The organism is Stenotrophomonas maltophilia (assembly GCF_003970865.1).
Taxonomy (GTDB): domain Bacteria; phylum Pseudomonadota; class Gammaproteobacteria; order Xanthomonadales; family Xanthomonadaceae; genus Stenotrophomonas; species Stenotrophomonas maltophilia_AR.
In genome coordinates, this window is record NZ_RXLZ01000036.1 from 37,175 (window position 1) to 51,651 (window position 14,477).

A 14,477-nucleotide genomic window follows, 5' to 3' on the forward strand; every position below is an offset into this window, starting at 1 on the left:
CCACGGCGACGCGGCTACTGCCGGCAGGCGCACCATGGCGGGATGCGTCCAGCCTAGAAATCGGCACCGTCCTATGGAATCAGGCGTTTCCTAAAGCCGTTGCAGGCCCTCGTGCAGGGCCGGCAGGATTCAGCCCCGAGTCGGCCTCAGGCGAACAACGAGGCCTGCAGGCAGTACTCGATCAGTGCCTGGTCACTGTCCACGCCGAGCTTGCGCATCGCGCTGATCTTCTGCGTGCTGACCGTCTTTGCGCTGCGCTGCAATTGCCGGGCGATGTCGCCCACGCTCATGCCGCCGGTGAACAGCCGGATCACTTCCAGCTCGCGCGGCGACAGGCGCGCGCGGACCGCATCGGCATCGGCCGGTTCGCTCGCGGCGACCGGCAGCAGGCCCGGGGGCCGGTAAACGCGGTCGGCCAGCACCACGCGCAGGGCCTGTACCAGGCTGCCCAATCCATGGCTCTTGAGCACCACCCCGCCGGCGCCGGCGGCATACATCGCCGCAACCAACGACGGATTGGACACCATCGTCAGCACCAGCAGGCGTGTCTCCGGGAAGCTGCGGCGCAGGAACGAGATCAGCTTGATGCCGTCCCCGAAGCGGTCGCCCCCCGGCATGCTGTAGTCGGTGATCACCGCCTGTGGCCGGGTCCGGGTCATCAGCTCGATCAGCGTAGCCGGGTCGGCCGCTTCGCCCACGACGTCCAGGTCCAGCTCCCCGGCCAGTACGTCGCGGATGCCGGCAAGCACGATCGGGTGGTCGTCGGCGATGAGGATCCGTGTGGTCATGGCAGGGTCGGGTCGTCAGGTAGGGAAGAGGATGCCGCATCGAGCAGCGGATGCAGCAGCTGTTCGAGGCGTCGCTGGAAGCCGGCAAGCGGGGCTGCCTGGGTGGCCAGGTCATCGCCGCCAGCAAGGCCATGTTCGATCTGCAGGCCGCTGTCCACCAGCGCGGGTGCACCGACGATGACCAGTGCGCCGCGGATGCGATGCAGTACCTGCACCACGCGTGCGGGATCGGCGGTGGCGATCGACTGGCGCAGGTTGTCCAGGTCAGCCTGCATGGTCTGCACGAACAATGCCTGCATCTTCGCGGGAATCTGCAGCGGGAGATCATCATCGCGCGTATAGGTGGATGCAGGGCCTTGCGGCGGCGCGGGAACCGCTGCATCGCCCTGGGTGATCCGGGCCAGCAGACGCTGCAGGGCTTCCAGCGTGATCGGCTTGACCAGCACGCCCTGCATGCCCGATTCCTGGCAGCGTTGGCGTTCGGCCGGATCGGCGTTGGCGGTGGCACCGTGGATCGGCACGCTGACGCCGCGCGCGCGCAAGGCACGGGCGAGGCCATAGCCATCCATCCCGGGCATGTTCAGGTCGGTCAGCACCAGTGCGAACGCGCCCTGCTGCCAGTAGCCCAGCGCTTCATTGCCATCGCTGGCAACCACTGCGCGGCAGCCGAGCTGTTCCAGCTGGTCGCGCAGGATCGCCTGGTTGATCGGGTTGTCCTCGGCCACCAGCACCTGCAGGCCGAAACGGCGCGTCGCCGGCAAGCGCCCTTCGGCGCTGGCCGCCAGCGGTTGGCCACTGGCCGCGGCCAACGCGAGCACGATCGCGTCGAACCGGTGCAGGCCAACCTGCCAGGAGCCATTGACCTGCCTTGGCCGCACGCCGCCTTCGCGGCAGGCGACCACGTGCGATCCACCCGCCCACTCGGGCAGCGAGTCGTCCAGGACCAGATCGAGCAGCACGGTGGACGATGGCAAGCCCGCCGCGCTGTCATCCCGGTACACACTGGCATGTGCACCGCGCTGCTGCAGGCGTTCGCACAGCGATTGCACCAGCTCGCGCACGTTGCCCCGCACCTGGACCTGCAGGCCAGCAGGCAGCTGCGGTGCAGGGGATTGCTGCGGATCCGCCGGTGCCGAAGGCAGCGGCAGTTCGACACTGAAGCTGCTGCCCAGGCCAGTCTCGCTGACCACGCGCAGCTGGCCTTCCATCAACGCCACAAGGTGTGCGCAGATGGCCAGCCCCAGGCCGGTGCCGCGCATCGCATCGGTGCCCGGGTTGGCCTGGAAGAACGGCTCGAACAGGTGCGCCTGGTGTTCGCTGGCAATGCCGATACCGGTATCGGCGACCTGCCACTGCAGCCAGCAGTGTTGTTTCTGCCAGCGTGCCGAAACGCGCACCACCACGCGGCCGCTGTCGGTGAACTTCAGTGCGTTGCTGATCAGGTTGTTGAGTACCTGGCGGATCCGCGCGGCATCACCGCATACCATGGGTGGCAGGTCCGCATCGACGCAGGCGTAGAACTGCAGCCCCTTGTTGGCGGCTGCGGCTGCATACGAGTCGAGCGCATCCTCGGTCAGCCGCACCGGGTCGAACGGGCTGGGCTCCAGGCTCAGTTGCCCGGCCTCGGCCTTGCTGACATCGAGGATGTCGCTGATCAGCTGCATCAGAGTCGAGGAAGAACGCTGGATTGTCGCCAGATAGTCCTGCTGCCGCGCATCCAGTGGCGTGAGTCCGAGCAGTTCGAGGGTGCCGAGCACGCCGTACAGCGGCGTGCGGATCTCATGGCTCATGGTGGCCAGGAACTGGCTCTTGGCCCGGTTGGCCTGGTCGGCGGCACGGCGCGCCTGTTGCAGCACCTGTTCGGCTTCGTGCTGGCTGCTGAGATCGATGAACAGGCACAGCACCGCCGGCTCGCCGCGATAGCGCGCCGGCGTCGCCGTCACCAGCAGGTGGCGGCCTTCGGGTGTGGTGTAGGCGAGCCCATCGCCGAGTGTGGTGCCTCCAGCGGCCAGCACGCTGCGCCGCCAGGGGCCATGCCAGCCTCCAGTGTCATGGTCCTCGCCCAGCCAGCGGCGGGCGAGGGTGTTGTCCAGCAGCACATTGCCATCGGTACGGCGCAGCAGGCACAGCCCGATCGGCGCGTTGTCCAGGATGGTGCGGCTGAAGGCTTCGCTTTCCAGCAGGCGCGCGTGGTTGCTGCGCAGCGGCTCGATGACCGAACGCCGATACGCGCGCAGCACCAGCGTGCCACCCAACGCCAGCAGCAGGGCCACCAGCGTCGCGCCGAGCAAGGGTCCCTGTGGGTGCTGGAACACCTGCCGCCAGCTGACGTGGTACACCGCCAGCCACCCACGCTCGCTGCGCATGCGGAACTGCAGGCCTTCCAGGCCGGCCTGCCAGGAGGTGCCGGCGTTGCTGGCATCTGCGGCATCGCCCAGCAGGCGCTGACCATCGGCATCGAACAGCGACAGTCGCTGGAACACCGGAACACCCAGCACCTGCCGGTAGTCATCGACACGTGCCGGATCGAGCAGGCAGGCCAGCGCGGCCTGTGAATCCTTGCCGTCCTCACCCCACAGGCGCGCATCCTGCGGGGCGTGGGCGATGGCGAGCAGCCAGGTCTGTCGGTCGCGCCACGGCACGCTTACCCAGACGATGCCGCCACGCTGCAGCGCGGGCCGCGTACCCAGAACCCGGTGGATGTCAGCGATCGCCGGGCGCAGGTGGTGCGGGCTGTTCTGGCTCGCATCGGTGCCCGCGATCTGTACCGGTGCCAGCAGCCCGCGCGTGCCCTGGCCATCGACCAGCAGGCATTGTGGTGGCGGGTAGCGCGAGGCCGACCAGAACGTGCCGTAGAAGCGCAGGAAACGGTCGCCCAGCTCGGTAGCGGGCGAAAGATCGGTCCCCTCACTCCCGATCACCGCGAAGTTGGCGAACAACGGCCCGCGTTGCAGCTCCATGCTGGCATCCGCAACCGGCTGCCCTCGCGCGCCGACATCATGCAGCCGCCACTGGCGCAGGAAGCGCTCCTGCTCGCGCAGCGTGCCGTCCAGGCGGCGGAAGTGGTACTCGATCTTGCTACGCTCTTCGTTCAACAGCTGCGAGCCGGCCGACAGCAGCAGTCCGGCCTGCAGGGTCGCCAGCACCACCACGCCAATCAGCAGGGCGTGGACACGCAGCGAGCGGCGAGCGAGTCGGCGTACAGGAGCGGCCTCGGCCGGCATGGCAGGTCTCGGAGCAGGGGGACGGACGGCGGCACCGGTGGCGGCAGCGCGAAGTCCGCCATCACTGCACAGACAGGATCGTCAATGCCACTTGATGATTTTGTGAAGCCGCTGTGGAACTCGTGTCAGCGCAGGGCGGCCCGCGGTCGTTCGTCCACTTGTGGTGCTTCCTCGTCCAGCAGGCGGGTGAACTCGTCCGATGGCAGCGCCTGCGAGATCAGGAAACCCTGCACCTGGCTGCAGCCCAGCTGCCGCAGCGCGGCCAGGTCGGCATCGCTTTCCACGCCTTCGGCCACGATGGTCAGGCCCAGCTGGTTGGCCAGTGCGATCACCGTCGAAAGGGTCAGGTGCAGGGCCGGGTCACGGGCGCAGCCGCTGACCAGCGCGCGGTCGATCTTGACCTCGGTGAAGGGGGTATTGACCAGGTTGTGGACCGAACTCAGGCCCTGGCCGAAATCGTCCTGGGCCAGGCCAAAACCCTTCATGCGCAGCCGGCAGGCACCGGCATAGAAGTCGCTGACGTGGCGCGTGGTGCTGTTCTCCATCAGTTCGAAGCACAACTCGCCGGGCGTACCGCCGTGGGCCATGGTCAGCGCCAGCAGCTCGTCGGGCAGGTCCGACTGCTCCAGCAGATGGGGCGGCAGGTTGATCGATACCGGTACCCGGAAACCCTGCATGCGCCAGCGTGCCTGTGCGCTGATGCTGGCCTTGAGCATCATCCGCAGCAGGTCGCCCTCCAGCCCGTAGCGGCAGATCGCCGGCAGGAAGCTGCCAGCGGTCAGCGTACCCAGCTGCGGGTGGTGCCAGCGCACCAGTGCTTCGGCCGCCACCACCCGTCCGGACTGCAGTGACTTCTTCGGTTGGAACCACGCCGTCAGGCTGCCATCGGCCATGGCCTGGCGCAGCTGTGATGCATCCGGTTCGGGTGCCACCGCCGCGCGTGAGGGGGCCGTGTCGGTAGCCGGACGTGCCTGCGCCAGCACCTCGAACAGGGCGTCCACGTCGGCAGCCGCCACCGGCTTGGGCAGCAGGCCGATCACATCCAGCCCCAGCGATTCGGCCATCAGCCGTGCCGAGGTCATCATCCGCCGCGATGCCGCGCTGACCACTGCAAGGCGGGGCGGGCGTGGCTGTGCCGCCAGAGCCTGGATGAACTGGATGCCGTCCTGCCCGGGCATCAGCAGGTCACTGACCACCAGATCATAGGGCTGGCATGCACACAACGCGATGGCGGCATCCACGTCTTCGCACGCATCGACCTGGACGCCGGCATGGCTGCCGAACAGATTGGCCAGGAAGCCACGCTGGAAGGGCTGGTCTTCCAGGATCAGGACACGCTGGGTCATGCGGGGTCTCCTTGGCGCAGGGCGGTGAGCGCCTTGCGCAGGCGGGCGATGTCGATGGGTTTGCTCAGGTAGCCCTGCATGCCACTGGCCAGGCAGCGCTCGCGCTCCTCGGCGGTAGCATTGGCGGTGGCGCCGATCACCGGCACCAGGTTGCCGTCATCGCGCAGCTGGCGGGCCAGCGCGTGGCCATCCATGCGCGGCATGTTGATGTCGGTCACCACCAGGTCGAAGGACTGCTCACGGCACCGCTGCTGGGCTTCCACGCCGTCCTGTGCCAGCTCCACGTCGCAGCCGAGGGTGCGCAATTGCTCGGCCAGGATCACCCGGTTGATCGGGTTGTCCTCGACGGCCAGCACGCGCAGGCCCAGGGGCATCGGTGGTGCCACGCGCGTGGTCTCCGGCTGCGCCGCGCGGTGCTGCTGCACGTTGGCCAGCGCATTGCCGATCGCGGTCATCCCATGCAGGGTCACCACCAGGCTGCCATCGGCCGCGGTGATCGGCTGGTCACCGCCCTCGATCGATGCCACTACGCGCGGGCCCGACCAGGCCAGCGGCATCCCGGCTTCGCCATCCATCAGGATCGCGCCGTCATGGTCCTGCAGCGTCGGCTCGCCAAGCAGGGGCTGCGCGTTGGCACCCCAGCGGCACAGCCAGCCACAGGCACTGTCGACCAGTTCACGGTCGCGGCCGCGTACCAGGATCGGCGGCTCCGGCAACAGTGCAGGGCCATCCTCGGCAGCGGCAAGCACCGGCAGCGGCAGGCGGACGCTGAAGCTGCTGCCCAGGCCAGGTTCGCTCACCACCTGCAGCTCGCCGTTCATCAGGCGCACCAGGCGGTCGCTGATGGAGAGTCCCAGGCCGGTGCCCTGCGCGCTGGCCGCGCCGCGGACCTGGCGGAAAGGTTCGAACAACCGTGCCTGTTCCTCTGCAGCGATGCCCACGCCGGTATCGGTCACCTGCCAGGCCAGCACGCTCGATTCACCTTCGCGTTGCACCTGGCGCACGCGCAGCACCACCCGGCCATGCTCGGTGAACTTGATCGCATTGCTGAGCAGGTTGCCCAGCACCTGGCGGATGCGGTCGGCATCACCGAGCACCCGCGTCGGCAGGCGCGGATCGGTACAGACCAGGATCTGCAGGCCCTTGCAGGTAGCCGACGCCGCGAAGCTGCGCAGCACGCTTTCGGTCAGTTCGCGCGGCGAGAACGCGGCCGGTTCCAGGCTGAGCTGCCCTGACTCGATCTTGGAAACATCCAGCACATCACTGATCAACTGCAGCAGGACTGACGAGGAACTCTCGATGGTGCGCAGGTACTGCGACTGCCGGGCGTCCAGCGAAGTGTGTCCCAGCAGCTCCAGCGTACCCAGCACACCGTACAGCGGAGTGCGGATTTCATGGCTCATGGTGGCCAGGAACGCGCTCTTGGCCTGGTTGGCCGCATCGGCGGCCTGGCGTGCCGACGACAGTGCGGCCTGTGCCTGGCGGTGCCGGGAAATATCATGGAAGACGCATAGCAGCACGTCATCGCCCTGGTAGCGGCAGGCTGCGTGCAGCACCTGCAGCTGGCGTCCGTCGCGGGTGGTGAATTCCAGTCCACGCCCGCGCTCGCCGGCATGTCCGCGCCATGGCGCCTGCCAGTCGCTGTGTTCCCCATCTTCGCCAAGCCAGTCGCGCAGCAGCTGGTTGGAGAGCAGCAACGCGCGGTCGCTGCGGCGCAGGACGCAGATGCCGACCGGGGCCATGTCGATCACCGTCGAACTGAAATCCAGGTTCTCAAGCAGGCGGCGGTGTTGCTGCAGGGTCGGCTGGATCAGCTGGAGGTCCACGCGATGCCGCAGCAGGCGTAGCGCGACGCCGGCCAGCAGCAGCAACAGCACACAGACCAGCAGGGGCGCTGCCAGGTCGCCCAGCAGCAGCTGCGGCGGCAGGTGGTAGACCAACCGCCAGCCATCATTGCCGACACTTTTCACCAGCGCTACGCCGCGCGGCAGGCCGCCGCTCCACAGCGTGCCGAAGCTGTCGTCCTGGCGCTGCTGCAGGGTCTTCCAGCCTGCAGCATCCAGCCGCGGGGCCTGGCTGGACAATGCCGGCTGCCCTGCACGGTCGAGCAGGGCATAGCCGCCGATGCCCTGGCCGTCGATCATGCTCGCCGCCGCTGCGCCATCCAGCAGCAGCACCAGCCACTGCGTCGGATGGGGGCCCGCTTCTACCGGCTGCGCCAGTGCAACGCCACTGTCACCGGGGCGCAGCCAGTACACCGGGTCGGTCCCCTCAAGGCTGCCGCTGCGTGCCTGCAGTGCACGCAGTGATGACAGGTGCGCCAGGTCCACGTCGACTTCGCCCCCGGCCAGCCAATGCGCACCGTGTGCATCGACCAGCAGCAGGCGCGTCTGCAGCGCCTGCAGCGTGTGCTCGGCGCGCGCTGACAACAGCAGGCGTTGGCCAGGCTGGCCGCCAGGCCCCTCCAGCGGCACCAGGCGCATGCCTTCGCTGTCGGCGGCAGGCGCATCCGGGCTGCCGGCCAGCACCGAATCGCCCAGGTACCGCAGCAGGGCTTCACGTTGGTCGAAGTAGATCTGGGCCCTGTAGGCCGCTGCATTCATTTCGCGGCGATGGGTCGAGATGTCTTCGGTGAATGCCGTGAGCAGGTAGAACCCGGCCGCAGCGGCCAGGCAGATGAAGACGCAGACGGTCAGGCAGCGCAGCAACACCGACGCGGTGGTCGATGGCACGGTCTGCTGCAGCGAAGGGCGGGGGAAGCGGAACATGCAACGATGCTAGGGAGCGGCGCGGATGGCGCGGAATCAGCTGTTTCCTAAAATCCCCCGCCGGTCGGCCGGTCTGGAGCATACGCGTGGGTACCGTTCAGGCGGCGGAAAAAAGAACCCCCGCCGAAGCGGGGGCCTCCTGTATCGGCAGTGGCCGGGTACTTACAGCGCGCTGCCACCGAACTTGTGGGTGTACTGCAGGTTGATGGTGCGGCCGACGCTGTCGAACCAGGACACGTCGTAGTACGGATACGCGGTGTAGGTGGCGTCCTTCGGCGGCATCTTGTTGAAGACGTTGACCACCGACAGCGACAGGCGCGAGTGGTCGTCGAAGCGGTACTGCAGCGATGCGTTGTAGCGGTAGGCCGCCTTGATGTACGGGCTGTCACCGCTGTCCCACTCGAAGGTCTGGGCGTAGCTGTCATAGGTTGGCAGCTTGCCCAGTCGTGAACCGTAGACCGTGGCCGACCATGCAGCCTTCTCCCAGGTCACGCTCAGGCTGGTCTTGGTGCGCGGAATATCGAAACCGCTGTTGACTGCGAACTGATCTTCGACGGGGTCACCGGGGTAACGCTGGAAATCGTGCTTCTTCACCCAGGTGTGGGTGCCGTTGAGGATGAAATCACCGATGCCGGTCTGCAGGCGGTAGCGCAGGCCGACGTCGATGCCGGAGGTCGATTCGCGGGCGACGTTGATCGGGGCGACACGCACGCCGTACAGGCGGCCATCACTGGTGCGGGTGATGCGGTCGAGCGCGTCCACGCAGGTCGGTGAATTGATGTCGGCAGTACCCAGGCGGCAGTTCGCTTCGTTGGCCAGGATCGTGCGCACGTCCATGTCCTGCACCTGCTTGCGCATGTCGATGTCGAACCAGTCCACCGACAGGTCCAGGCCGATCGCGGGCGACCAGACGAAGCCGGCACTCCACGAGGTGCTGGTTTCCGGATCGAGCTGGCGGTTGCCGGTACGGCTGCGGATGATGCTGACGTCTTCGTCGCATTCGGTGCCATTGGCGCGACAGTCGTACAGATCGACTACGTCAGTCTCGTCGTTGCCCGGGCCGGCGAATACATAGTGCAGGTCCGGTGCGCGGAACGCGGTGCCATACGAACCTCGTACCAGCAGGGTGTCGATCGGGCGCCATTCCAGGCCACCGCTCCAGGTCGCCTTGCCGATGGTGTGGCCGGAATAGCGGTACTGGTCGTAGCGGCCTGCCACGCTCAGGTTGACCGTCTCGTGCAGCGGCATGCGCAGCTCGGCCGCCGTGGCCCAGCGGTTGCGCGAACCCTTGCCGTCCGAATCCTTCCAGCTGTAGTAGTAGTACTGGGTCGCCAGCGGATCGGGATTGAGCGAGTACGCCTGCTGGCCCACTTCCACGGTCGCGGCGAAACCGGCATCACCGCCCGGCAGGCCGAACAGCGCGGAATTGGTCAGCGTGAACGCAGCCGTCTCGGTGCGGGACTTCGGGGTGTAGGTGGTGCGCGCTGCGATCGAATCGTACTCGGCGCGGGTCAGCGGCCGGTACAGGCGCGACGGGTCGGCATTGAAAATCGGGAATATGTTGCCTTCGTCATCGGTGTAATCGCCTAGCTGCGGGCCCAGGAACAGGTCGTTGGCCTTGGCGGCGATGATCTTCGCCCAACTGATCCGCGACTGGTACTGCGAGTGGCTCAGTGCAGCTTCATAGTCCCAGTTGCCGGTCAAGTTGCCCTTGAAGCCGGTGGTCACGCTGAAGGTCTTCTGCGTGCTGCGTACCATGCCGTTGCGCAGGCCGCCCATCTCTTCGGGCGAAAACTGTCGGTTCCAGGATTCGATCTGTGGATCGGCCTCCGTGCTGGCAATGTTTCTGAAATAGCCTGCTTCATTGCCGTCTGAGCTCATGTAGCCCCAGGAGGTAACATCGCGCATCATCGACATCGTGTGATAGCCCAGCTGCACGTCGGCGAACCACTGCTGGCTGTTGTCGAAGTCGTAGCTGAGCGAAGCGTAGCCGTTGGCGCCGCGTCGCTTGCTGAGGATGGTGCCGTAGCCGATTGACGTATCGCTGCCGCAGTACCAGCCGGAGCGCGGCCGGTAGGCATGGTAAGTGCTGCCCTGGTTCTGCCCGGCCAGCCCTTCGCAGGTGGCTGCGCCCGGATCCAGGTAGGCGTCGTTACCGTCCGTGCGCAGATAGGCGCGGCGAGCGGCACGCGTACGTTCAGTCGGCGCGTCCTGGGTCGAATCCTGGATATCGCGTTCGTACGCCCACAGCGGGCTCTGCGACTGCAGCTCGACGCTGTACACCGCGTTGAAATTGCCGCGGCTGAAACCGCTGGCCAGGCTCATGTCGAACGAGTCGCCACCGCCTTCGCTGGTGGTGCCCATGCGCATGTCGATCGTGGTGCCGTCGGCCTTCTTCTTCAGGATGAAGTTGACCACGCCGGCGATCGCGTCCGAACCGTAGATGGCCGAGGCGCTGCCGGTCAGCACTTCGATGCGCTCGATCATCCCCAGCGGGATGTTGGAGACATCGGTGAAGTTGCTGCGCCCCTTGAACGGCATCGGGAAGTCGGCGATACGGCGGCCATTGACCAGCACCAGCGTGTGGTTCGGGCCCAGGCCGCGCAGGTCCACCTGCTGGGCGCCCGGCGAGAAGTCGGCGCCGCTGGAGGACTGCTGGCTCTGGGTCTCACCTCCGTTCTGGGTCATCGAGCGCAGCACGTCGGGCACGCTGGTGAAGCCGCTGGAACGGATCTGCTCGGCGCTGATCACCGTGATCGGGGCGGGGCCTTCCACCTGGGCGCGCGGAATGCGCGAACCGGTGACCTGCACCGCATCCAGTTGTTGAACCGAAGAGGAAGCCGGTGCCTGGGCCGCCGCGGAAGCAGCCACGCCCATCAACGCCAGCTGGATCGACCACGCCATCGCCTTTCTACGCATGAGGAATTCTCGGAAGTGAAGCCGGCCCGCAGAGGAGGGGCCCTGTCCCCCATTCAGATTTCTGGAATGGGCGCGCGCATTTAACGCCTTTTTTATGCCCTTGACTACTGGGTCCCTATCTGGCAAAGAGTGAAAACGCTTGCAAGTCGATTTTGTTCAGGGAGATCAAGATGCGACGCCTCCATCGGACCCTGCGTGCCCCCTTCGCCTGGCTGGCGCTGCTGGTGTTGGCCGTGCCGGTGGCCGCCCTTGCGCAGGACCTGCAGGGCCCGGGCTTCGCCTACTACGAAGCAGGGGATCTCGACGCACCCCGGCCGGGTCCGCGCGCGCCGGCCATGATGCTGATGGGCGGTGGCGAATGGGTGCCGGAGGCCTTTCACTGGTGGCTGAAGCAGGCTGGCAATGGCCGCGTGCTGATCCTGCGTGCATCTGGCAGTGACGAGCTGCAGGACCGCCTGTATCGCGAGATTGGCGGGACCACCGCAGTGCAGACGCTGGTGTTCGACAGTCGCCGTGGTGCCGATGATCCGGCGGTGCTGCGCGTGGTTGCCGCAGCCGATGCCATCTTCATCGCCGGTGGTGACCAGTCGCGCTACATCCGCTTCTGGAAGGGCACTGCGCTCAACCGCGCGCTCAACGCCCATGTGCGCGCCGGCAAGCCGATTGCCGGTACCAGCGCTGGGCTCGCCATCCTCGGTGGCTATGCCTACGGTGCGATGGACGGCGGCAGCATCACCTCCGCTGGAGCGCTGGCCGACCCGATGGGCAGCGCGGTGACCATGGACAGTGGCTTCCTGCAGATGCCCTACCTGCAGCGCGTGGTCACCGACACCCACTTCGACAAGCGCGATCGGCTCGGCCGCCTGATCGTATTCGTGGCGCGCGCCGCCCAGGACAGTGGCGACCCTGACATCGTCGGCATCGGCGTCGACGAGGACACCGCCCTGTGCGTGGAGCCCGATGGCCAGGCACAGGTCTACAGTGCTGACGGCGAGGGCAAGGTCTGGGTGGTCAGCCCCGGCCGCGATGCCGACCGCCTGGTCGAGGGCGAGCCGCTGCGCTTCCACGCGGTGCCGGTAACGGTGGTCGCCAGCGGCAGTCGCATGCGCCTGGATGACTTCCAGGCCGAGGCCGACTACCAGGCCATGGCCGATGTCAGCGACGGCGAGATGGAGTTCACGCTTCGGTAGTGCCGGCCGCTGGCCTTCCCTGATTCGCCCCTTGCCGGCCAGCGGCTGGCACTACCCTGCAATCCATTCCCTCGTTACTGCTGGAGACGTATCCGATGAAACTGCGCCTGGCGCTGTCCGCACTGTTGTCCCTGCCCATGCTTGCCCAGGCCGTGCCGGCCACCTCACCGCTGCTGGTCATCCACGGCGGCGCCGGCGTCGAGCGCAAGGACCTGTCGCCGGCCGAGGAAAAGGCCGCACGTGACGCGCTGCGGGCGGCCCTGTTGAAGGGGCATGCGGAGCTGGCAGCGGGTCGCCCCGCGCTGGCCGCAGTCACCGCCGCGATCACCGTGCTGGAGGACGATCCCACCTTCAACGCCGGCAAGGGCGCCGTGTTCACCCACGACGGCCACAACGAGCTGGATGCGGCGGTCATGGACGGCGCGAGCCAGGCGGCGGGTGCGGTGGCGGGCGTGCAGCGGGTGCGCAACCCGATCCTGCTGGCGCAGACCGTGATGCAGAAGTCCCGGCACGTGATGATGGTCGGGCAGGGCGCCGAAGCCTTCGCGGTCGAGCAGGGCATTTCTCTGGTCGATCCCTCCTACTTCCGTACAGAGAAGCGCTGGCAGCAGCTGCAGCGTGCACTGAAGGAAGAGGCCAGCGGCCAGGCGCATGCCGATCTGGAGACCGCAAAGCATTTCGGGACCGTCGGTGCAGTCGCATTGGATGTACAGGGACACCTGGCCGCCGGTACCTCCACTGGCGGCATGACCAACAAGCGTTACGGCCGGGTGGGTGACTCGCCGATCATCGGTGCCGGCACCTGGGCCGACGCACGCTGCGCAGTGTCCGGCACCGGGTGGGGCGAGTACTACATCCGCACCGCTGCCGCGCACGAGATCTGTGCACGCATGCGCTACCAGGGGCAGACGCCGGAGCAGGCCGGCAAGGGTGTGATCAACGAGTCGATTCCGCAGATGGGCGGCGACGGCGGTGCGATCGTGCTCGGCGCAGACGGAAAAATGGCAACACCGTTCAACACCCAGGGCATGTATCGAGGCTGGATCGGCGGCGACGGCGTCCCTCATATCGCAATTTTCGCCAACGAGACCCTGCCGGTCCCGGGGCAATAACCTTGCGTATCAATGGGTTTGCGACAGCGTGTGAAAAAAGTGGAAAAAAGCGTTGACAGCCCCCCGTCCCATCAGCAGAATAAGCGGCTCACCACCACACACCGCAACGCTTCGGCGGCAGCGGAATGGGGTGGTAAGGAGGGATACCCAAGCGGCCAACGGGGGCAGACTGTAAATCTGCTGGCTTACGCCTTCGGTGGTTCGAATCCACCTCCCTCCACCAGTTTCACGTTGTGACATTCCCGGCGCGGGAGTAGTTCAATGGTAGAACCTCAGCCTTCCAAGCTGATGGTGCGGGTTCGATTCCCGTCTCCCGCTCCATTGAATGAACTTTGAATATTATCGAGTTCATGTCATAATGCAAAACTCGGCTCACGTAGCTCAGTCGGTAGAGCACTTCCTTGGTAAGGAAGAGGTCGAAGGTTCGATTCCTTTCGTGAGCACCATCTTAAGCATCACCTCTCAGACGAATTCGAGATAAGCAGCCATGGCCAAGGGTAAGTTCGAGCGCACCAAGCCGCACGTCAACGTCGGCACCATCGGTCACGTCGACCACGGCAAGACCACGCTGACCGCCGCACTGACCAAGATCGGTGCCGAGCGCTTCGGTGGCGAGTTCAAGGACTACTCCTCGATCGACGCCGCGCCGGAAGAAAAGGCTCGTGGTATCACGATCTCGACCGCGCACGTCGAATACGAATCCCCGGTCCGTCACTACGCCCACGTCGATTGCCCGGGCCACGCTGACTACGTCAAGAACATGATCACCGGTGCCGCCCAGATGGACGGCGCGATCCTGGTGTGCTCGGCCGCTGACGGCCCGATGCCGCAGACCCGCGAGCACATCCTGCTGTCGCGTCAGGTCGGCGTGCCGTACATCGTCGTGTTCCTGAACAAGGCCGACATGGTTGACGACGCCGAGCTGCTCGAGCTGGTCGAGATGGAAGTGCGCGAGCTGCTGAGCAAGTACGACTTCCCGGGCGACGACACCCCGATCATCGCTGGTTCGGCCCGTCTGGCGCTGGAAGGCGACCAGAGCGACATCGGCGTGCCGGCCATCCTGAAGCTGGTCGACGCCCTGGACAGCTGGATTCCGGAGCCGGAGCGTGCGATCGACAAGCCGTTCCTGA

Annotated in this window: 8 protein-coding genes and 3 tRNA genes; 6 read left to right on the top strand and 5 right to left on the bottom strand. The window is 66.5% G+C overall.

Going from position 1 to position 14,477, the window contains the following annotated elements:
- Positions 1–146: 146 nt before the first annotated feature.
- From EKL94_RS13290 to EKL94_RS13310, 5 genes are all read right to left on the bottom strand, one after another.
- The gene (locus EKL94_RS13290) at positions 147–788 is read right to left on the bottom strand and encodes a response regulator (protein ID WP_100439550.1); all 642 of its coding nucleotides are present in this window, start codon (positions 786–788) and stop codon (positions 147–149) included.
- Positions 785–4,012, bottom strand: a complete 3,228-nt coding sequence (locus EKL94_RS13295; RefSeq protein WP_126929439.1) for a hybrid sensor histidine kinase/response regulator — start codon at positions 4,010–4,012, stop codon at positions 785–787. The genes EKL94_RS13290 and EKL94_RS13295 overlap by 4 nt, the downstream gene beginning before the upstream one ends.
- A 125-nt stretch (positions 4,013–4,137) precedes the next feature.
- Positions 4,138–5,358: an EAL domain-containing response regulator gene (locus EKL94_RS13300; RefSeq protein ID WP_126929440.1), complete on the bottom strand. Its 1,221-nt coding sequence runs from the start codon at positions 5,356–5,358 to the stop codon at positions 4,138–4,140.
- A complete protein-coding gene (locus EKL94_RS13305; protein WP_126929441.1) occupies positions 5,355–8,126 on the bottom strand; it encodes a response regulator in 2,772 nt (923 codons plus the stop codon). The genes EKL94_RS13300 and EKL94_RS13305 overlap by 4 nt, the downstream gene beginning before the upstream one ends.
- A 162-nt stretch (positions 8,127–8,288) precedes the next feature.
- A complete protein-coding gene (locus EKL94_RS13310; RefSeq protein WP_126929442.1) occupies positions 8,289–11,045 on the bottom strand; it encodes a TonB-dependent receptor plug domain-containing protein in 2,757 nt (918 codons plus the stop codon).
- Between the two features lie 170 nt (positions 11,046–11,215).
- Here EKL94_RS13310 and EKL94_RS13315 point away from each other — a divergent pair, with 170 nt between their 5' ends.
- From EKL94_RS13315 to EKL94_RS13340, 6 genes are all read left to right on the top strand, one after another.
- The gene (locus tag EKL94_RS13315) at positions 11,216–12,235 is read left to right on the top strand and encodes a cyanophycinase (RefSeq protein WP_126929443.1); all 1,020 of its coding nucleotides are present in this window, start codon (positions 11,216–11,218) and stop codon (positions 12,233–12,235) included.
- 95 nt (positions 12,236–12,330) lie between these two features.
- Positions 12,331–13,347, top strand: a complete 1,017-nt coding sequence (locus EKL94_RS13320) for an isoaspartyl peptidase/L-asparaginase family protein (protein WP_126929444.1) — start codon at positions 12,331–12,333, stop codon at positions 13,345–13,347.
- 137 nt (positions 13,348–13,484) lie between these two features.
- A tRNA-Tyr gene (locus EKL94_RS13325) sits at positions 13,485–13,570 on the top strand.
- 24 nt (positions 13,571–13,594) lie between these two features.
- Positions 13,595–13,668: transfer RNA gene (locus EKL94_RS13330), tRNA-Gly, on the top strand.
- Positions 13,669–13,717: 49 nt separating this feature from the next.
- Positions 13,718–13,793: transfer RNA gene (locus EKL94_RS13335), tRNA-Thr, on the top strand.
- A gap of 41 nt (positions 13,794–13,834) precedes the next feature.
- Positions 13,835–14,477, top strand: a 643-nt coding sequence (locus EKL94_RS13340) for a GTP-binding protein (RefSeq protein WP_126929445.1), incomplete at its 3' end; no start/stop codon positions are given.